Genomic DNA, 20,590 nt, shown 5'->3' with positions numbered 1-20,590 from the left:
TTCTAGAAGATGGCTGAGCGGAGCCGAAGCCTCGATTAGAAAAAGATACAGCGGACAGCCCGACGCGTCGTAGCCGAAGGAATTGCAAGGGCGACGACAGCGGATTGCCCATAAAAATCATCGTTTCAGATTTGTGAATATTTTGTAACTTTATCGCCAATTATATAAATCTAATAAAAAACATAATTATGAGTAGAAAGTTTCCGGCTGGAGTAGCCACAGGGTCTTTGGTAACAGAAATTTTTGATTACGCAAAAGAGAATCAGTTTGCATTGCCAGCAGTTAATGTTATTGGCTCAAGCAACGTAAATGCAACGATGGAAACTGCGGCGAAGCTAAATGCGCCAGTTATCATTCAGTTTTCTAATGGCGGCGCGGCTTTCAATGCAGGAAAAGGACTTTCTAACGATGGTCAAAAATCGGCAATTTTAGGCGCTATTGCAGGTGCAAAACACATCCACACATTGGCAGAAGCTTATGGTGCAACAGTTATTTTGCATACGGACCACTGTGCAAAGAAGCTATTGCCTTGGATCGATGGGTTGATGGATGCTAACGAAGCTTTCTATAAAGAAACAGGGAAGTCTCTATATTCTTCTCACATGTTAGATCTTTCAGAAGAATCATTAGATGAAAACCTAGCTACTTCTGCTCAATATTTTGAAAGAATGGCAAAAATAGGTATGACACTTGAGGTTGAGATTGGTGTAACAGGAGGTGAGGAAGACGGTGTTGACAATTCTAGTGTTGACAACTCTTTACTATATACACAACCAGAAGATGTTGCTTTGACTTATGAAAAACTAAAAGCAATTTCTGACAACTTTACTATTGCTGCGGCATTTGGTAATGTACATGGTGTTTACAAACCAGGAAATGTGGTTCTTACACCAAAAATTCTAGATAACTCACAGAAATTTGTACAAGAAAAATTTGGTACAGGAGCTAAGCCTATTAATTTCGTATTCCATGGTGGGTCAGGCTCAACATTGGAAGAAATTAGAGAAGCTATCAGCTACGGAGTTATCAAAATGAATATCGACACAGACCTTCAGTTCGCCTATACAGAAGGTGTGAGAGATTATATGACAGGAAAAATTGATTATTTAAAAACGCAAATTGGTAATCCAGACGGGGCAGACGCACCTAACAAAAAATTCTATGACCCAAGAGTTTGGGTAAGAAAAGGTGAAGATACATTCTCTACACGTTTGGTACAAGCATTTGAAGATCTTAACAACGTTAATACACTTTAATAATTCATAAATGATAATTGATGAATGACGACTTCTTTTAAGTTGCCGCGTTCATCAATTGTCTTTTATATCATATTTATAATAGATTATGGCATTTGATTGGTTTAAACGAAAAAAGCAAAATATTACAACCTCTACAGAGGACAAAAAAGACCTTCCAAAAGGACTTTGGCACAAGACACCAACTGGGAAAATTATTGAAGCAGAAGAGCTGAGAGCAAACAACTACGTCTCGCCAGAAGATGGTTTCCATGTAAGAATCGGAAGTAGAGAATATTTTGAGATTTTGTTTGATGATCAAAAATTTGAAGAATTAGATGCCAATGTAGAAAGTATTGATATTCTGAAATTTAAAGATACAAAAGCTTATACAGACCGTCTGAAAGAAGTTAAGTCCAAAACAAAACTTAATGATTCTGTGCGCAATGCTACAGGAAAAGTTAATGGGGTTGAGATGGTTGTTTCTTGTATGGATTTTGCCTTTATTGGTGGATCTTTGGGATCGGTAATGGGCGAAAAAATCAGAAGAGGTATCGACTATGCGATGAAGCACAAATTACCTTTTATGATAATCTGTCAATCGGGTGGTGCACGTATGCAAGAAGCAGCTTACTCATTAATGCAGATGGCAAAAGTACAAGCTAAATTAGCACAACTGTCCGATGCTGGCTTACCTTATATTGCTTATTTAACGGATCCAACTTTCGGGGGTGTAACGGCGTCTTTCGCGATGACCGCAGATATCATCATTGCAGAGCCAGGCGCATTGATTGGTTTTGCTGGGCCGCGTGTTATTCGTGAAACTATTGGCCGCGATTTGCCAGAAGGTTTCCAAACTGCAGAATTCCTTCAAGAGAAAGGTTTTGTAGATTTCATTGTTAAAAGAACAGAAGTAAAAGAAGTGCTCGCAAAAACGATAAACTTGTTGATGCACGGATAAAAGCTAACTCTCACGAAAGTGGGAGTTTTTTGTATGAGGAAATTTATAGTCATTTTTTTTAATGCGCTTAGGTCTTTATCCTTTAAAAAGATCGGCGTTGTTTTGGGCATCGGTATGGGACATCCTATTTTTTCGATTCTTTATTTCTATGCGAGTTTTCGGGCTTTTAGCATAGCAAAAAAACTTTATCCTAATACGAGTTCATCCAATGGTCGCGGTAATGCTTTCAGACATTCGTTTTGGGTATGTATCATTATGATGTATTTCTGCAAAGTTTCTTCTCCAGAAAAATCAAAAAAATACTGTGAAAAATTAACCAATCTGCACGAAGATCTTTTCCCTAACGAAGCGCTAGAAACCATGATGGATAGACATAATAATGAAGTTGGTATGCAGTATTTTATGAGTTTGTTACCGGGAACACACCGCCAGTTTTTTGAAACTTCCTTTTTTATTGAAGAATTACAGAAAAAAACTAAAGAAGCCATCGTACTAGAAAACCTCGATCAAAAATTAGACGATAGATTGGTGTTTTTAAAAGAGTGATTTTAAATATTAAATTTCTGTCTCAATTTTAATTAAAACTTTTATTTTTACTAAAATTATACATGCATGGTACTTAGCCGCATCTGGTCTGCCTTTATCATTATTGCGATAGTGGTTGCAGGAATCAAATACATTTCGTCCGATAATTATAAAGAAATTTTCAACGATATGGTTGTGGGAAAAGGTGGTGACACCATCAAAATCTCTCAACAACCTTTGGCAAGTTTTTCTCCAGAAATTCAGGCAAATCTTCAGAAATCGCCTAATTTTGAAGAATCTCACATTCAATACAAAAAAGATTCGCTGAATAATGTCAGCGTTTATCGCATACAATCAACAGATGGCGTCATTGGAACCAGCGAGACGGCCGTCAATATCTGTTTAAAACTTATTGGGATTATGGCTTTATTCATGGGCTTTATGAGTATTGCTGAAAAAGCTGGGGGCATTAGTCTTTTGAGTCGTTTGATTCAGCCTTTCTTTTCAAAACTCTTTCCAGAAATTCCTAAAAACCACCCTTCTTTTGGACACATGATGCTTAACTTTAGTGCGAATCTTCTGGGTTTGGATAATGCCGCAACACCATTCGGACTAAAAGCCATGGAAAGCTTACAGACTTTGAATCCAGATAAAGACCGCGCAAGCAATGCGCAGATTATGTTTTTGTGTTTGCACGCAAGTGGTTTGACTTTGATTCCTGTTTCCATAATTGCGATTCGGTCGTCGATGGGTTCAGAAACGCCAACAGATATTTTCCTACCGTGTATGATAGCGACATTTGTCGCGACGATGGCTGCGATGATTATTGTTTCCATTAAGCAAAAAATTAATCTTTTCCAACCAATCGTATTGGCTTATGTTGGCGGAATTTCTGCTTTAGTTGCTTTGTTGGTGATTTATTTAGTAAAACTAAGTAAAGACGAATTGGATGTTTTCTCTAAAGTTCTAAGCAACGGACTTATTTTATTGATATTTTTTGGGATAGTTTTAGGAGCCATTTATAAAAAGATTAATATTTTCGATGCCTTTATCGACGGTGCCAAAGAAGGTTTTACAACCTGCGTTAAGATTATTCCATATTTGGTGGGAATGCTCATAGCGATTTCGTTATTAAGAACCAGTGGGGTTTTTGAAGTTATTATTGATGGAATGAAATGGCTTGCACAATCCGCACATATGGACACAAGATTTGTCGATGGTTTGCCAACAGCTTTGATAAAACCATTGTCAGGTTCTGGAGCCCGCGGTATGATGGTTGATACGATGGCGACCTTTGGACCAGACAGTTTTGCGGGCCGGTTATCAGCGATTTTACAAGGCAGTTCCGATACCACATTTTACGTGATAGCTGTTTATTTTGGTTCTGTAGCGGTGAAAAACACGCGTTATACAGTTGGCGCCATGTTATTGGCAGATTTGGTTGGGATAATTACCGCGGTTACTTTAGCTTATTTATTTTTTGGTTAAATATGATTCAGGATAAAGATTTTACACTAAGATTAATTCGTCAGTTGACACAAGCTTTAGAGAAAATTTTATTGGGAAAACCCGAAGAAAGTTTGATGCAAAAAGATCTAGATTTTGATTCTTTGATGAGAGATATTTTTAAATTTGATTTTAAAGAACTCTCTTCAAAATCGATTTCGGAGATTGACGCTTTGGTTGAAGAACGAGAAAGTAAAGATCATGTCGATTATTACGAAATGTTGGGAAATGTTTTTCAGTTTCATTTTAATCAAACAAAACAATTAGACTTTGCTGAGAAGGCTAAATGTTTTTACGAACGATATCTCCATAAAAGTGGAATTTTTGCATTACCTATTATCAACAGAATTTCTGAACTAAAAAAGATTTTGGAAAGCTAAACATTCCAAAACTCGCGATCCAGACTTCGGTACTGTATCGCTTCCGAGATATGCTGACTTTGGATATCTTTTGAAGCGTCAAGATCAGCAATTGTTCTGGAAACTTTTAAAATTCTGTCATAGGCTCGTGCAGAAAGACTCAGTTTTGCCATTGCAAGTTTGATGAGAGTTTGGGACATATCATCCAGCTGACAATGTTTTTCAATCAGTTTTGGAGACATTTGCGCATTGTAGTTGATGTTTTCGTTTTCAAATCTTAAAGCCTGTCTTTCTCGTGCTTTGATAACCCTTGATCTTATTTCGGAACTTGTTTCACCTTTTCGTTTGTCTGTCAATTGCTCAAATTCCACTTTCGGTATTTCTACATGGATGTCAATTCTATCCAGCAAAGGTCCCGAGAGTTTGTTCATATAACGTTGCATTTCGGCAACAGATGAGGTGTTGTTCGGGTCGTCGGGAAAATAGCCAGATGGGCTAGGGTTCATGCTTGCAACCAACATAAAGCTTGCAGGATAATTTACAGTAAAACGTGCTCTGGAAATGGTGACTTCACGATCTTCCAAAGGTTGGCGCATGACTTCCAAAACACTACGTTTAAACTCTGGCATTTCGTCCAAAAACAAAACACCATTATGTGCTAAAGAGATTTCGCCAGGTTGTGGATTTGTTCCGCCGCCGACCAAAGCAACATCCGAAATTGTATGGTGGGGCGAGCGAAAAGGGCGAATGGTCATTAATGACGTTTCAGCGCCCATTTTTCCGGCAACAGAATGAATTTTGGTCGTTTCTAAGGCTTCTCGTAGAGTCAAAGGCGGAAGGATACTCGGAACGCGTTTGGCTAACATGGTCTTTCCGCTTCCTGGTGGGCCAATTAGGATGATGTTATGGCCGCCCGCAGCAGAAACTTCCATCGCCCGCTTTGCCATTTCTTGACCTTTAACTTCAGAAAAATCAAAAGGAAAATCTATTATTTTATCAAAAAATTTTTGACGGGTATCGACAATTGTAGGTTCGATGTTTTTCTCATTATTAAAAAAGTCGATGACGTCTTTTATATTTTCGACACCCAAAACCTCTAGGTTGTCAACAATTGCAGCTTCCATCGTATTTTGCTTTGGAAGAATAATTCCTTTGAAGCCTTCTTCCCGAGCTTTGATGGCAATGGGCAAAACGCCACGCAGCGGTTGTAATCCTCCATCCAGTGAGAGCTCACCCATAATGATGTACCTGCTGACATTCTCCGAATTTATCATTCCGGAAGCTGCTAAAATACCAATTGCAATGCTGAGATCATAGGCAGAACCTTCTTTGCGGAGGTCGGCGGGCGCCATGTTGATGGTGATTTTTTTTCCGGGAAGTTTGTAGCCAATATTTTTGAGTGCTGCAGAAATCCGATAACTACTTTCTTTAATCGCATTATCGGGAAGTCCTACAAGGTGATAGCCGACACCTTGATCAACATTAACTTCTATAGTAATTGTAATTGCAGAAACGCCATGAATGGTACTTCCATAAATTTTAGTCAACATGTGCATTTGTTTTTATTAAAGTTAATAATTTATTTAATTCAAACTTAAATTCATAAAAAAAATGCTTTAGAATTTCTAAAGCATTTGATTATTTGTTTCGTTGTATTTTTACATGAAGCGTTCGCCTTTCTTTAAATTTTTTAGGTCAAGGACATAATCTTTAATTAATTGATCGTGGTCTCTAGGACAAATTAATAGGGCTTTATCAGTGTCAACAACAATGTAATTTTTAAGACCATCAATCACCACGGCTTTGTTTTGATTTTTAACACGAATTACATTTCCTTTTGTGTTATAGGTTAAGACATTTTTGGAATTAATGGCATTGTTTTCATCATTTTTTTGTGCATTGGCATAGACCGATGTCCAAGTACCAAGGTCGCTCCAACCAAGATTGGATGGGATAACATAGACGTTGTCCGCTTTTTCTAATATGCCGTTGTCTATGGATACTTTGTTGATTTTTGGATAGATAAGCGCGATACAATCTTGTTCGTTAGTAGCGTTATAATCGCAACTATCAAAAAGATGAGTCATTTCTGGCAGGTATTTTTCAAAAGATGAAATAATGCTTTTGGTGCTCCATATGAAAATCCCCGCATTCCAAAGAAAATCTCCCGATTCTAGAAATGTTTTTGCAATTTCTAAATCTGGTTTTTCTGTGAAAGTTTTAACTTTGGCAATTTCTTCTTTATCCTTTTTAATAAACTGAATATAACCATAGCCTGTATCGGGCCTGGTTGGGGTGATGCCTAATGTTACAAGATAATCTTTATCTTCAATAACACTAAAAGCATATTCTAACTTCTTTAAGAAAGTCGTTTCGTTCAAGATAAGATGATCGGCTGGGAGAACGACCATTTTGGCTTTTGGATTAACCGCCTCGATTTTTTTTGCCATATAAATATTGCAGGCCGCAGTATTTTTCATAACGGGTTCTCCTACAATATTCTCTTTAGGGATTTCGGGAAGCTGCTGAAAAACAAGATCTGTATATTCCGCATTGGTAATGACAAATATGTTTTCGTTTGGAATAATTTGGCTGATACGATCGTATGTCTGTTGTACCATCGTTCTGCCTGTACCAAGGATATCTTGAAATTGTTTCGGAAATTTTTGAGTGCTCATCGGCCAAAATCGACTTCCGATGCCGCCAGCCATAATGACACAATAATGATTGTTCATGATTTAGAATTTTTGAACTTTTGCTAATGGTTTGAACAAATATTTTTTACCATTTTTGTAATTGACGCAAAGATATAGTTTTTTTCTTTTCTCTTCGATTTTATAGGCCTCATCGCGGTAATGAAACTTATCACCAATATCCAATGATTCTACAAAAAACTCATTTTCTTCGAGGTTGTCAACGTTAAAATATCTAACCAGATCCGAGCTTGACATAAAATTGGCTTTTGGACTTTTAGAAAACTTTTTTAAGATTAATTGTAAATCTTCAGGATAAATGGCCAAACTTTCAATTAGCATTCTAGAAAATGTGGTTTTCCATTCTGTGCCGTGGGCGGAAATTCGTCTTCCGTAGGTTTCGAAGGCGATAAGATGTGCCAACTCGTGTGTTAATACAAAGAAAAATAAATAAGGTTCTAAAGTAGAATTAATACTTATCGTATGCGAATTATCGGGCATTTTGCGATAATCGCCAAGCTTCGAGTTGCGGTTACGGGTTATTTTGATATGGATATAATAGTCCGAAAACCAAGACTTTAAAAAAGCTAAGCTGTTTTCTGGCAAGTAAGATTTTAATGTTTCAATGGACATAAAAACTGCAGACATTTATCATTACAAAAATAAAGAATTATCCTAAAAAGAATTTGTAATTTTATTTATTAAAACTAATAACCTATTGAAATCCAAATTTATTTTTTTTACACTTGTTCTTTTAATCATTAATTCTTGTGAAAAATCTAATCCAGAAACGATAAGCCGTAGGGAAGATAACCATTTTTATATAAAAGCTTGGGAAGTTCTGGATCAAGGAAAAAAAGATAGCACATACTACTATCTCAACGAAGCGAAAGATTTAGCGATGAGAGAAAATGACAGTGTCGGTGTTGTGAAAAGCCTTGTTAACATGGCCATCATCCAAGAAGAAGAAAGTGATAATTACGGAAGTTTGGAAACGAGCTTGTCGGCGCTTCCTTATTTTAAAGAATCGGACACCGCGCAACACCGTTTTCTGGCGAGCAATTACAACAATCTTGGAGTCGTGTCCAACAGTTTAAAAGATTATAACAACGCCATAAAATTCTATAATAAAGCCTTGTTGTTTTCGGATGATGAGGACGAAAAACTTATGCTAGAAAGCAACTTGGCGAACACTTATTTTAATCAAAAAAAATATCAGGAAGCACTCGATATTTACAGTAATCTACTTAAAGAAGTGCCCAAAGATGATGATATCTATGCCCGGATTTTAATGAATTTTGCGAGAACCCAATCCTATTTAGACGCCCGTTTTAACCCTCGAGGACTTTTTGATAAGGCACTAAAAATATCGGAAAGTACTAATAACGATTGGGCTTTGGACGCTGGATATTCCTATTTGTCCGATTATTATTTGGACAAAAATAAAGACTCTGCTTATTATTTTGCACAATTAATGCATAAAAAGTCGAAAATTCTGGATGCGCCACAAGACCGGATGGAGGCTTTGCAAAAAATGATAAAAGTAGGAAGTCCATCAACAGCAAAAGCTTACTTTGAAGAATTTCATAGAATTGATGATAGCTTGCACTTAGCAACGACGCTTTCTAAAAATCAATTTGCGCTAATCCGCTATGAAAGTGAGAAAAGCAAACTCGAAAACGAACAACTTAAGCTAGAAAATATTAAAAAAGAATACCGAATTCGCAAACAGCAATATTTGACGGGAGGATTTATATTTATCAGTATTTCAATATTAGGAATTACGTATTTTAGATTAAAAAGAAAACGCTTAAAACTAAAATTAGAAGCAGAGAATCTCATCAAAACGAATAAATTAACAACCTACAAAAAAGTCCATGATGTTGTAGCCAACGGGCTTTATCGTGTGATGAAGGAGATCGAAAATAAGGAAGATCTCGACAAAAACAGCATTCTTTACAAGTTGGAAGAAATGTACGAAAAATCACGAAATATCTCGTATGATGAAAAAATCCTTGAGGACAAAAGTTTTCATGACAAATTATCAGAAATGATAAGTTCTTTTGATAATGAAAATATTCAGATTTTTATTGTTGGAAATTCGGAGGAGCTTTGGGAGTGTTTTTCAAAAGAAGCACAAACTCATATTTTCATTGTAATACAGGAGCTTTTGGTCAATATGCGAAAACACAGTAATGCGAGTCGCGTGGTTTTAAAATTTGATAATGAAACCAAGTATGTCAATATTCGGTATAAAGACAATGGCGTCGGTTTGCAAGACAACCAACCCAAAAATGGTCTCAAAAATACGGTAAACCGTATTGCGGTAATGCACGGAAAAATTAATTTTGAAAGTTCAAAAAATGAAGGTCTTAAAGTTAATTTGGAAATCCCTCATCAATCATAAATATTGTTCATGTTAAATCGTGTTTTAATCGCTGAAGATTTTGAATCGACTAATTTTTCTTTACAAAAAATATTGGAAGAATTTGGTGTGCAACATGTTGATTTTGTGTACTATTGTGACGATGCCTATTCAAAAATTCGAAAGGCTATTGATGATAATGCGGCGTATGAACTTCTTGTCACCGACCTTAATTTTGAAGAAGATCATTATATCCAAACACTGAAAGATGGTGAAGCTTTGATTGATGCTTCCAAAAAACTGCAAGAAAATCTTAAAGTTTTGGTGTTTTCTGCAAATGATAAATCGGGTGTTGTTGATCGACTTGTTAAACAATATGATATTGATGCTTTTGTAAGAAAAGCCAGATCGGATTCTAAAAATCTGAAACATGCTTTGCAAGCGATTCAGAAGAATGAAAAATTCTTCTCGGAAAATGTAAGGCATTCGGTGAGAAAGCTCAATACTTTTGAGTTTAGCACTTATGATATTTATCTGATTGACTTATTGGCAAAAGGCGTGAAGGTAAAAGAGATTCCAGCTTTTCTCGAAGAAAAAAAGATAAAACCTTTTGGACTTAGCAGTGTCGAAAAAAGGATTAGTCTTCTTAAAGGTTCCTTGGATCTTCCTAATAATGCACAATTGGTTGCTTTTTGTAAAGATTTAGGAATAATTTAAAAAATAAATTAGCATTTTACGGTTTACCGTATTTTTTATAATTAAAAGCAATGTAGTTTTGCGATAAGGAAATGATGAATATCTTTTTCTAGCCAAAAACACATTTAAAATACACACACACTTTACATTTTTTGCGAGAGGTTTTGTTCAGTAGAATAAGGCCTCTTTTTATTTTCTGTACATTTCAGTATGTGGAAGATTGTCTTCGAGATATTTTTTGTCTGTTGCTATAAAACCAAAATCACCATAAAATTTAAGTAGATAATCTTGTGCAGAGATTCTTACACTTGAGGTTTTGAAACGGGTTTCTATACATTGTATTGCGTAGGTTATCAAAGTTCGTCCAAGTTTTAGCCCACGATAGTCAGGATGTGTCAAGACACGGCCAATGCTTGTTTCATCGTATTTAATAGCTTTGTTGAAAACGCGACAATAGGCAACTACCTTGTTGTCCAGCTCTGCCCAAACGTGCAAGGCTTTTTGGTCGGTATCATCGGTGTCAAGATAATAGGTTTCTTGTTCCACAATGAAAACCTCTTGTCTAACTTTTAGGATTGCATAAAGCTCATCTCTTGTAATATCCTCAAATGCTTTAATTTTCCAAAGAATCATTTTCTAAAACTTAATTTTATTTTTAATTAAATATAGGTTGGTTTGTTCGATGTAATCTAATATTTGGTCACCGCCTTGTTTTTTTTCTGCAGACGTCAAAAACATCTGCGGAAGTTCTTCCCAAGATTTAAAAAGCTCTTGCTCGTAGGCTTCGATATTTCTTTGTGCACCACCAGGTTTCATCTTGTCAGCTTTTGTAAATACAATAGAGAATGGTATGCCGCTTTCACCACACCATTGCATAAATTCGATGTCAATTTTTTGAGGTGTGTGACGTACATCCACTAAAACGAAGAGGTTGACAAGATTTTTTCTGTTAAGAATATAGTTGGTGATTAATTTTTCAAAATCTTTACGCGTTGATTTGGAAACACGCGCATAACCATAACCTGGAAGGTCGGTTAAGAACCATTCTTCATTCACCAAAAAGTGATTGATGAGTTGTGTTTTTCCAGGCGTTTGTGAGGTTTTGGCAAGGTCTTTATGATTCATCATGGCGTTGATCAACGAAGATTTTCCAACATTCGATCGGCCAATGAAAGCATATTCTGCTAATGTTGGCTCTGGACATTCCTGCCATTTGCCACTACTTTTTACGAATTCAGCTGTTTTTATGAGCATGATTGTATTAATTAAAAACCATTAAGATTTTTGAGTTCTTAATGGTTTGTTATTTTTTATTTACATTACTTTTTGTAACCAAGAATACAATATTTCATTGAAGTCTTTAGGTTTTTCCATCATCGCGGCGTGTCCACATTCATCAATCCAAAATAACTCTGAATTTGGGATGAATTTGTGCATGTCCTCAGCTACATCGGGAGGCGTTACATTGTCTTGTTTTCCCCAAATAAGACAAGTGGGACATGTGATTTTTGGAAGATCGTTTAACATATTATGTTTGATGGCGCTTCTGGCTAGCATAACCGTTTTTATGCCTTTCATGCGGTCGTTAACCACGTCAAAAACTTCATCTACCAATTCTTCTGTTGCAATCTTTGGATTGTAGAAAACCTCTTCGGTTTTTTTTCTAATATAATCTTTATCGCTTTTTCTTGGAAAACTATCTCCAAAAGTTCTTTCGTAAAGACCCGAACTTCCTGTAAGAACTAGGTTTTTAACCAAATCTGGACGCGCCAAAGTTAGGATAAGGCCAACATGACCACCCATGGAATTCCCAACAATAGTGACAGGTGTTGTTATTTTTTGGTCTTCAATAAATTTGATGACGTATTTTGCGATTGTTGTAAGATTCGTATTAAGAATCGGCAAATCGTATATCGGTAATTCAGGTACAAAAACTTGATAATCTCTTTCTGCGAAAAAGTTTACCGTGTCTTCAAAATTGCTAAGACCACCCATTAATCCGTGTAAAAGAATCATTGGATGACCGCTACCAGCTTCGATGTAATTGAATTTTTTATTTTTCTTTTTGAATATCATAGAGGTGCTTCGCAAATAAGCCTTGCAAAAATACAAATAAAAGATAAAATTTCCTTTTTATCGTGTCTTATTTCAAAAATATTAAAAAAGTTTAACTAAAATTTTGTTTCTTATCGTTTTGTTGTCGATTTTTCATTGGATTTATGAAAATGCTTGGGTTTATCATGGTTTAGGAATGTGATTTTGATAAAGTGTTTAAAATCAAACTTTTAAATATTGGTTTTTAAGCATCAAAAGTTATGAACATTAAGTAAAATTGTGGTAGAAAGTGGTAAAAAGTGGAAAAAAATTATATAAATTTGTCCCAAATGAATGATTTCATAGGCACATACGAATGTAAAATTGACGATAAAGGTCGCATCAAATTACCATCTTCTCTAGCAAAGCAGATGGAAGTCTTTGATGACCAGACGCTTGTTGTTAAACGTTCGGTGTTTAATAATTGTCTTGAGGTTTATCCTAAAAAGTCTTGGGATAAGGTGATGACAAAAATCAATTCATTGAATCGTTTTGTGAAAAAGAATGTCGAGTTCATAAGGGTTTTCACCGCAGGTGTTAAGGCTGTGGAACTGGATTCAAATTCGCGATTGCAAATTTCGAAAGATCTGATGGTGTTCGCAAATCTTAAAAAAGATATTGTGATAACAAGCGCAGGAGAAATGTTTGAGATTTGGGATAAAATCGATTACGAGGCAATTATTAATGCGGCAACGCTTGATTTTGCAAATTTAGCAGAGGAAGTAATGGGAAATATTAATAACGAAGATGTATCATAATCCTGTATTATTAAAAGATAGTGTTGACGCATTGGTCACAAATCCAGATGGAATCTATGTGGATTGCACATTTGGGGGTGGCGGGCATTCGCGTGAGATTTTGTTAAGATTCTCGTCAGAAGCTCGTTTGTTTTCTTTCGACCAAGATACGGATGCCTTAAAAAATGCGATTGATGATCCTCGATTCACTTTGATTAATCAAAATTTCAGATTCTTAGAGAATTCCTTATTAATATATGGTATTACTCAAGTGGATGGTATTTTGGCAGATTTGGGTGTTTCATCGCATCAGTTTGATGAGGCCGAAAGAGGTTTTTCCATCAGAAGTAATGCACCTTTGGATATGCGGATGAATGTTATGCAAGGCTTGGATGCAAAAAGAGTTATTAATGATTATGAAGAAGAAGCTTTAGCAGATATTTTTTATTACTACGGAGAATTGCGCGAAGCTCGAAAATTGGCGCGCGAAATTGTTCATAAACGTAAAAATAAAGTTATTGAAACAACGCAAGATCTTAAAGATGTCTTTAGTTATATGCCACCACATAAGAGCAACAAGTTTTTTGCGCAGTTATTCCAAGCGGTAAGAATTGAGGTTAATCAAGAGCTAGACGTATTAAAAGAAATGTTGGTGCAATCTTATCGAATTCTAAAACCTGGAGGAAGATTGGTGGTGATTTCTTACCATTCTTTAGAAGATCGTTTGGTAAAACGCTTTTTGAAAAACGGAATGTTCGAAGGAGAACCAGAGCGCGACATCTACGGTAATTACAAAAAATCTTTTGAGCTCGTAAAGACAAAAGCTATTGTTCCAGATGATGCTGAGATTGAAGAAAACTCTCGTGCTAGAAGCGCAAAAATGAGAATAGGAAGCAAAATATAATCGAATAAATAAAAACACAAATTGGCAAAAAAAATCCTTAATCGACCTAAGAAAAAACTAACTCTGATAGATATTATCAAGGGGAATTTTCTTAATCGCGACGAAGTTAAGGTACATTACAGATATTTTTTGATGGTGTTCGGATTATTAATGGTGATGATATACAGCAACCACTTGGTAGGTAAAAAAATCGAACGCGTTAACGAATTAAAAGAAGAAACCGAAGAATATAAATCGAGAAATGCCTACGCGCAAAGTCGATTGATAAAGATAAAATTAGAATCGGAGTTGGGGAAAGAGATGCTTGGCGACTCGTTGATGACTTTGGAAAGTCACCCTATGAAACTCCTTATAAAACTAGATAGTACGGATGTCAAAACAAAGCACTGATTTCGAAAAAGAGCGTTCCAAAGCACTGAGATGGGGCTACCTTTTTGCATTGGTAGCTTTTGGTCTCTTTACTATATTTTTGGGAAGGATTTTGATTTTGCAAAATACCAATGTTGAGGAATTTCAGAACAATTACATCAACAAAAATTACCGCGAGGCAACCCTGAAAGCAGCGCGCGGAAATCTTTATGCTTCGGATGGTTCTATTTTGGCAACTACGGTGATGCGTTATGATATTTATTTGGATTTCAAAACGATGCGCGATACAATTTATCAAAATAATATCAGCGATTTAACCGATTCTTTAAGTTTAATGTTTGACAAGCCGAGAAGCTATTTTCGCGCAAAATTTGATGAACAAAAGAAAAAGAAAAATCAATATTATGCATTAGTAAAAGGCCTTGATTTTGATGAATATGATAGAATCCGAAAATTCCCAATTTTTGATAGAGGAAAAAACAGAGGTGGTTTTATTGTTGATAGAAATTATAAAAGGGAACTCGCAACGACCCAAATTGGGGCGGGAACCATCGGAGCAGATAACGAAAACGGAAAATCAGGATTAGAAGGCGCTTTTAGCAAATATTTGACAGGGACAGATGGGAAGCGTCTTGAACAAAAAATTAACTCATCTCAGTGGAAGCCAATTGATTATTGGAAAGTTCAGGAGCCTGTTGATGGCGAAGACGTATACACGACTTTAGATTTAAGAATTCAAGATATTGCGCACACAGCTTTAGAAAATCAGTTGATTAATTTTGATGCGGATCATGGTTGTGTTGTCGTTATGGAAACAGAAACCGGAAAGGTTCGCGCGATGGTTAACCTTCGAAGAACCGACCCAGGTATTTATGTTGATGCTTACAATTTTGCTGTTAAAGATGCGCAAGAGCCAGGATCTATTATCAAAACAATGTCAATTTTGGCGGCAATGGACGATGGTTTTGTAGATGAAAATACGAAAGTTAATATCGGAAATGGCAACTGGAATTATGCAGGACAATTAATTACAGATGGCCATGGCGGCGGCACTTACGACGTGAGTGATGTTTTGGCGAAATCGAGCAATGTGGGTGCTGCTAAGATTATTACACAACATTATGCAGACAAACCCGAGGTTTTCCTAGACCACTGGAGACGTTGGAAAATGTTTGATAAAATGGACATTGAGTTGCCGGGTATTGCCAAACCTTCTATCCAAACACCAAAAAGTAAACGCTGGAACAAAGCGACTTTGGCTTCTTTAGCATATGGCTATTCTTCTAGTTTTAGTTTGTTACAATTGACGACTTTTTACAATGGCGTTGCTAATCATGGGAAAATGGTAAAACCACTTTTTATTGATAAAGTCATGAAAGATGGAAAGGTTTTGTACAATGCAAAACCAGAAGTGTTGGTGAACAAAATGGCATCGGACAAAGCTATCAAAATGATGACAGATGCTTTGACAAAAGCCGTAGAAAAAGGTACCGCGAAAAGTATTTATACACCAAATCTTAAAATTGCTGGCAAAACAGGAACGGCCAGATTCGAATATTGGAAACCTGGTCCAAGAAAATACCAAGCGTCATTTGCTGGATTTTATCCTTCAGATAATCCGAAATATACTTGTATCGTAATGATTAATCAGCCAGATACTTCAAAAGGATTTTATGGTGGATCGGTTTCGGCGCCAGTGTTTAAAGAGATTGCTGGAAAAACTTTCCTTAAAACACCTTTGAACATTGAAAAGGAAATGCTAGTAGAACATCCAGTAAAATTGGATAAAATGATTGAACCCAACCGTAAGTTAAAAGTTGAAAATCGCGTGATGCCAAATGTTGTTGGGATGATTGGCAAAAGCACTATTCCGCAGTTAGAGAATTTAGGTTATCGCGTGGACTTCAAAGGGGTTGGGAAAATCATGGAGCAATTTCCTTCTGCAGGAGCTACGATTGGAAAAAATCAAAAAATATATCTGACTTTACAGAAATAATTGGTGAAAATGAATTTAGAGAAATTATTAGCAAACATTCCAGTTTTAAAAACCAAAGGCTCTTTGGATAAAGAGATTTCTATGCTTGCTTTCGATAGTAGAAAAGTTGTCGAAAATTCGCTGTATGTTGCGATAAAAGGTGTGCTTGCAGATGGACATTCATTTATCAATTCAGCAATTGAAAAAGGCGCAAAAGCTATTGTTTGCGAAACCTTACCAGAAATTTCACAAAACGATGTGACTTATATTTTGGTGGAAAACTCATCAAAAGCATTAGGACATTTAGCTTCTAATTTCTATGATAACCCATCCCAAAAGCTAAACTTAGTAGGTGTTACAGGAACCAATGGAAAAACCACTGTAACGACTTTGTTATTTGATATTTTTAAAAATTTAGGATACCAGTCTGCGCTTATTTCTACGGTGGAATATCGTATTGCCGATGAGGTTATCCCAAGCACACATACCACACCAGATGTCATTCGTCTTAACGAAATGTTGGCAAAAGCAGTCGAAGAAGGCTGCGAATATGCCTTCATGGAAGTGAGTTCTCACGGAATTGTACAAGATCGCATCGAAGGATTACACTTCAAAGTTGCAGGTTTTACGAATATCACAAGAGATCATTTGGATTACCATAAAACATTTGATAATTATTTAGCAGCGAAGAAACGTTTCTTTGATGAGTTAGAAGCTTCCGCTGTCGCAATAACCAACGCGGATGATAAGAATGGCAATGTCATGTTGCAAAATACCAAAGCGAGCAGAAAGTCATTTGCGATGAAGACGATGTCGGATTTCCATGGAAAGCTTTTGGAAGTTGACTTCAACGGGATGTTGCTGAATTTTAATGGTAAAGAATTTTGGACGACTTTAACAGGGAAGTTCAATGTTTATAATTTGTTGTTGGCTTATGGCATCGCCATGGAATTGGGCATGAAAGAAAACGAAATTTTACAAGCGATTTCAAAACTTCACCGTGTTAATGGGCGTTTCGAAACTCTTAAATCAGACAGTGGAATTTTTTTCGTCGTAGATTATGCACATACGCCAGATGCTTTAGAAAATATTCTGGACAGCATCAACGAGATACGCACAAAAAATGAAAGATTGATTTGTGTGTTCGGTTGTGGTGGCGACAGAGATCATGGCAAACGCCCGCAAATGGGAAAAATAGCTTCTCAGAAAGCAACTGTGGCAATTATCACCTCGGATAATCCAAGAACAGAAGACCCTACCGCAATTATTAAAGAAATAGAAACCGGCGTGGAACCGCAAAATTTTAATAAATATATTTCGATTCCGGATCGTAAAGAAGCTATTAAAATGGCGATAAAATTTGCTGAACCTAAAGACATTGTCTTGGTTGCAGGAAAAGGACACGAAACTTATCAGGAGATTAACGGTGTCAAACATCATTTTGATGATAAGGAAGTCATTAGAGAATTGTTAAACTTAATGGGGAAATAAACCTTTATAACCAAAGATTATAAAAGAAAATGTTATACTACCTAAACGAATATCTTATTAGCCACGGAATTCATGTTCCAGGGATGAATCTTTTTCGATACATTTCGTTTCGAGCTGCAATGGCGGTGTTGTTTTCATTGATTATTGCCTTAGCTTACGGTAAGAAAATCATCAATTATCTTCGTCAAAAACAGATGGGAGAATTGGTGAGAGATCTCGGTTTGGCTGGGCAAAAACAAAAAGAAGGAACGCCAACAATGGGAGGTATCATCATTATTGTGGCGACCATTATTCCGGTTCTTTTGTTTACAAAAATCACCAATGTCTATATTGTTTTGTTAATCATTTCTGTGTTTTGGATGGGCGCTATTGGCTTTTTGGATGATTATTTAAAGAAAATTAAAAAAAATAAAGACGGCCTGAAAGGCAGATTCAAAGTTATTGGACAGGTTGGCTTGGGACTTATTGTAGGGGTGACGATGTATTTCCATCCAGACATCGAGGTCAAAAGAAAATATTCTGATGCCAAAGTTGTCAACCGTAACAATGTCGAAAAGAATTTTATGCCAGAAGAAAGAATCCCTGTTTCGACAGTGCCTTTCACGAAAAATAATGAGTTTGATTATAGTGGACTTTTATTCTGGATGAGTCCAGATGAAGCACACGAATGGTCTTGGGTTGTTTTTATCCCCATTGTTATTTTTATTGTAACGGCTGTATCCAACGGAGCTAACATTACTGATGGTATCGATGGGCTCGCCGCCGGAACCAGCGTCGTCATATTGCTGACACTCGCGTTTTTTGCATATCTGTCGGGTAACATTATTTTTGCGGATTACCTCAATATTATGTTTTTACCCAATATGGGAGAGACAACCATTTTTGCCCTCGCTTTGGTTGGAGCAGTTATCGGATTTTTCTGGTACAATACTTATCCAGCGCAAGTTTTTATGGGGGATACCGGAAGTTTGATGTTAGGTGGGGTGATTGCCGTTTTAGCAATTATTTTAAGAAAAGAATTATTAATTCCTGTATTGTGTGGCGTTTTCTTGGTGGAAAACCTTTCTGTAATGTTGCAGGTGATTGTTTTTAAATATAGAAAACGAAAATACGGATTAGAATATGCACAAAATAACCGGCTCTTTTTGATGTCGCCTTTGCACCATCATTATCAGAAGAAAGGTTATCATGAAAGCAAAATCGTAAACCGTGCCATTATTTTGGGAATGTTATTGGCGATTATTTGTTTGATAACATTAAAAATTAGATAAGTTAAAATACAAAGATTAAGAAGTTTTTAAATTTCAAAATCTCATAATGATATAACAGATGAAAGTAGTTATTCTAGGTGGTGGAGAAAGTGGCGTGGGTGCCGCTTATTTAGCAAAGAAAAAAGGCTTCGAGGTTTTCGTATCCGATATGGGAGAAATCCGTGACAACTACAAAAAAGAATTGCAAGATCTAGGTGTCGATTTTGAGGAAAGACAACATTCTGAAGACCGTATTTTGTCAGCAGATTGGGTTATAAAAAGTCCTGGAATTCCTAAGAAAGCCGACATCGTTCTTAAAATTAAAAATAAAAACATCAGACTATCTTCCGAGATAGAATTCGCTTCCGAGTTTACAGATGCCAAAATTATAGCTATCACAGGAAGCAATGGTAAAACGACCACCACGTCGTTGATTTATTATATTCTTAAAGAAGACGGTTTCAATGTTGGTTTGGGTGGAAATATCGGCAAAAGCTTTGCAAAGCAAGTTGCAGAAGATAATTTCGATTATTATGTTTTGGAAGTTAGCAGCTTTCAGCTAGATGACATACAAACTTTCAGACCTTATATTTCATTGTTGTTGAATTTGTCAAAAGATCATTTGGATCAATACAATTACAATTACGAAGAATATGCTTTAGCAAAGTTTAGAATTACAGAAAATCAAAATGAACAAAATTTTTTCATCTACAATAAAGATGACGAAATGAGCCAAAGGATTCTGGACAAACTGGATCTTAAAGTGAAAAAAGTACCCTTCTCTATGACCGAAAGTTTAGATTATGGTGCTTATGCTACGGATAATGATATTTCTGTGAATACTAATGAGCATTTCGAAATGAAAATCGATGAGCTTTCACTTTTAGGAAAACATAATGTTGCCAACAGTCTGGCAGCAAGTATTGCGAGTAAATTATTGAATATCAGTAATGAAAGTATTCGCAATTCGCTGATGACTTTCCAAGCTGTGGAGCATCGTCTGGAAAATGTTGCGGATATCCAAGGTGTACGATACATCAATGACAGCAAAGCAACCAATGTCAACGCCACCTACTTCGCTCTAGAAAGTATGAAGCAACCAACGATTTGGATTGTGGGTGGAAAAGACAAAGGCAACGATTACACCGAGATTGAAGAACTCGTGAAAAAGAAAGTGAAAGCGATAGTTTGCCTTGGTGTTGATAATCAAAAAATTATCGATTTCTTTAAAAATGATAAAGAGCAGATCTACGAGACTTCAAGTATGGAGGATGCGGTAAAGGTTTGTTCACAGCTGGCCGAGGAAGGCGATACGGTACTTTTGTCGCCTTGTTGTGCAAGTTTTGATTTGTTCAACGGTTATGAAGATCGTGGCAATCAGTTTAAACAAGAAGTTTTAAAATTAGAGAAATAAAAAGAAGCAGATAACA

At 36.3% G+C, this 20,590-nt stretch carries 20 protein-coding genes; 14 read left to right on the top strand and 6 right to left on the bottom strand.

The genetic code is table 11. The features are described from left to right. The first annotated feature begins 188 nt into the window (after window positions 1-188). From fbaA to ACVFVN_RS13250, 5 genes are all read left to right on the top strand, one after another. Entirely contained in the window at window positions 189-1,256 is a 1,068-nt protein-coding gene (gene fbaA / locus ACVFVN_RS13270; protein WP_456235636.1) for a class II fructose-bisphosphate aldolase, read from the top strand. Between the two features lie 88 nt (window positions 1,257-1,344). Beyond that, the gene (gene accD, locus ACVFVN_RS13265; protein WP_165134839.1) at window positions 1,345-2,196 is read left to right on the top strand and encodes an acetyl-CoA carboxylase, carboxyltransferase subunit beta; all 852 of its coding nucleotides are present in this window, start codon (window positions 1,345-1,347) and stop codon (window positions 2,194-2,196) included. Between the two features lie 33 nt (window positions 2,197-2,229). Beyond that, complete coding sequence (locus ACVFVN_RS13260) at window positions 2,230-2,742, top strand: DUF6973 domain-containing protein (RefSeq protein WP_456235635.1); 513 nt, start codon at window positions 2,230-2,232, stop codon at window positions 2,740-2,742. Between the two features lie 66 nt (window positions 2,743-2,808). Continuing rightward, window positions 2,809-4,209, top strand: a complete 1,401-nt coding sequence (locus ACVFVN_RS13255; protein ID WP_456235634.1) for a nucleoside recognition domain-containing protein — start codon at window positions 2,809-2,811, stop codon at window positions 4,207-4,209. 2 nt (window positions 4,210-4,211) lie between these two features. Further along, the gene (locus ACVFVN_RS13250; protein WP_456235633.1) at window positions 4,212-4,607 is read left to right on the top strand and encodes a hypothetical protein; all 396 of its coding nucleotides are present in this window, start codon (window positions 4,212-4,214) and stop codon (window positions 4,605-4,607) included. On the opposite strand, the gene ACVFVN_RS13245 is transcribed toward ACVFVN_RS13250, so the two are convergent. The 3 genes from ACVFVN_RS13245 to ACVFVN_RS13235 all read right to left on the bottom strand — a co-directional run bounded on the left by ACVFVN_RS13245 (window position 4,604) and on the right by ACVFVN_RS13235 (window position 7,912). Beyond that, entirely contained in the window at window positions 4,604-6,136 is a 1,533-nt protein-coding gene (locus ACVFVN_RS13245; RefSeq protein WP_456235632.1) for a YifB family Mg chelatase-like AAA ATPase, read from the bottom strand. The genes ACVFVN_RS13250 and ACVFVN_RS13245 overlap by 4 nt on opposite strands. A 108-nt stretch (window positions 6,137-6,244) precedes the next feature. Beyond that, the gene (locus tag ACVFVN_RS13240; protein WP_456235631.1) at window positions 6,245-7,321 is read right to left on the bottom strand and encodes a mannose-1-phosphate guanylyltransferase; all 1,077 of its coding nucleotides are present in this window, start codon (window positions 7,319-7,321) and stop codon (window positions 6,245-6,247) included. 3 nt (window positions 7,322-7,324) lie between these two features. Next, complete coding sequence (locus tag ACVFVN_RS13235; RefSeq protein WP_165134828.1) at window positions 7,325-7,912, bottom strand: SprT-like domain-containing protein; 588 nt, start codon at window positions 7,910-7,912, stop codon at window positions 7,325-7,327. Window positions 7,913-7,997: 85 nt separating this feature from the next. Between ACVFVN_RS13235 and ACVFVN_RS13230 the strand changes: the two genes are divergently transcribed. Continuing rightward, window positions 7,998-9,686, top strand: coding sequence for a tetratricopeptide repeat-containing sensor histidine kinase (locus tag ACVFVN_RS13230; RefSeq protein ID WP_456235630.1), 1,689 nt, complete (start codon window positions 7,998-8,000; stop codon window positions 9,684-9,686). Between the two features lie 9 nt (window positions 9,687-9,695). After that, window positions 9,696-10,361 (top strand): response regulator, encoded by a 666-nt coding sequence (locus ACVFVN_RS13225; protein ID WP_456235629.1) that lies wholly within the window; start codon window positions 9,696-9,698, stop codon window positions 10,359-10,361. 168 nt (window positions 10,362-10,529) lie between these two features. Here ACVFVN_RS13225 and ACVFVN_RS13220 read toward each other — a convergent pair whose 3' ends face one another. The 3 genes from ACVFVN_RS13220 to ACVFVN_RS13210 are packed head-to-tail and all read right to left on the bottom strand — an operon-like array spanning window position 10,530 to window position 12,416. Further along, window positions 10,530-10,973, bottom strand: coding sequence for a GNAT family N-acetyltransferase (locus tag ACVFVN_RS13220; RefSeq protein ID WP_165134819.1), 444 nt, complete (start codon window positions 10,971-10,973; stop codon window positions 10,530-10,532). Window positions 10,974-10,976: 3 nt separating this feature from the next. Then, window positions 10,977-11,594 (bottom strand): ribosome biogenesis GTP-binding protein YihA/YsxC, encoded by a 618-nt coding sequence (gene yihA / locus ACVFVN_RS13215; protein WP_165134816.1) that lies wholly within the window; start codon window positions 11,592-11,594, stop codon window positions 10,977-10,979. 60 nt (window positions 11,595-11,654) lie between these two features. After that, window positions 11,655-12,416 carry an alpha/beta fold hydrolase gene (locus ACVFVN_RS13210; protein WP_165134813.1) on the bottom strand — a complete coding sequence of 254 codons (762 nt, stop codon included), beginning with the start codon at window positions 12,414-12,416 and terminating at the stop codon, window positions 11,655-11,657. Between the two features lie 308 nt (window positions 12,417-12,724). On the opposite strand from ACVFVN_RS13210, the gene mraZ reads away from it, so the two are divergent. The 7 genes from mraZ to murD are packed head-to-tail and all read left to right on the top strand — an operon-like array spanning window position 12,725 to window position 20,574. Further along, on the top strand, window positions 12,725-13,192 hold the full coding sequence (gene mraZ, locus ACVFVN_RS13205; RefSeq protein ID WP_456235628.1) for a division/cell wall cluster transcriptional repressor MraZ: 468 nt from the start codon (window positions 12,725-12,727) through the stop codon (window positions 13,190-13,192). Beyond that, the gene (gene rsmH, locus ACVFVN_RS13200) at window positions 13,182-14,075 is read left to right on the top strand and encodes a 16S rRNA (cytosine(1402)-N(4))-methyltransferase RsmH (protein ID WP_456235627.1); all 894 of its coding nucleotides are present in this window, start codon (window positions 13,182-13,184) and stop codon (window positions 14,073-14,075) included. The genes mraZ and rsmH overlap by 11 nt, the downstream gene beginning before the upstream one ends. A 21-nt stretch (window positions 14,076-14,096) precedes the next feature. Next, window positions 14,097-14,465: an FtsL-like putative cell division protein gene (locus ACVFVN_RS13195; RefSeq protein WP_165134804.1), complete on the top strand. Its 369-nt coding sequence runs from the start codon at window positions 14,097-14,099 to the stop codon at window positions 14,463-14,465. Continuing rightward, a complete protein-coding gene (locus ACVFVN_RS13190; RefSeq protein WP_456235626.1) occupies window positions 14,446-16,440 on the top strand; it encodes a penicillin-binding transpeptidase domain-containing protein in 1,995 nt (664 codons plus the stop codon). Before ACVFVN_RS13195 ends, ACVFVN_RS13190 begins: the two co-directional genes overlap by 20 nt. Before the next feature lie 9 nt (window positions 16,441-16,449). Continuing rightward, window positions 16,450-17,910: a UDP-N-acetylmuramoyl-L-alanyl-D-glutamate--2,6-diaminopimelate ligase gene (locus tag ACVFVN_RS13185; RefSeq protein WP_456235625.1), complete on the top strand. Its 1,461-nt coding sequence runs from the start codon at window positions 16,450-16,452 to the stop codon at window positions 17,908-17,910. Between the two features lie 29 nt (window positions 17,911-17,939). Beyond that, complete coding sequence (gene mraY, locus ACVFVN_RS13180; RefSeq protein WP_456235624.1) at window positions 17,940-19,181, top strand: phospho-N-acetylmuramoyl-pentapeptide-transferase; 1,242 nt, start codon at window positions 17,940-17,942, stop codon at window positions 19,179-19,181. A gap of 58 nt (window positions 19,182-19,239) precedes the next feature. Beyond that, on the top strand, window positions 19,240-20,574 hold the full coding sequence (gene murD, locus ACVFVN_RS13175) for a UDP-N-acetylmuramoyl-L-alanine--D-glutamate ligase (protein WP_456235623.1): 1,335 nt from the start codon (window positions 19,240-19,242) through the stop codon (window positions 20,572-20,574). Window positions 20,575-20,590: the final 16 nt, after the last annotated feature.

This window comes from Soonwooa purpurea, from assembly GCF_053891095.1.
Note: the sequence above shows the minus strand (reverse complement) of the source record. Positions and strands in the feature narration are given on the sequence as shown.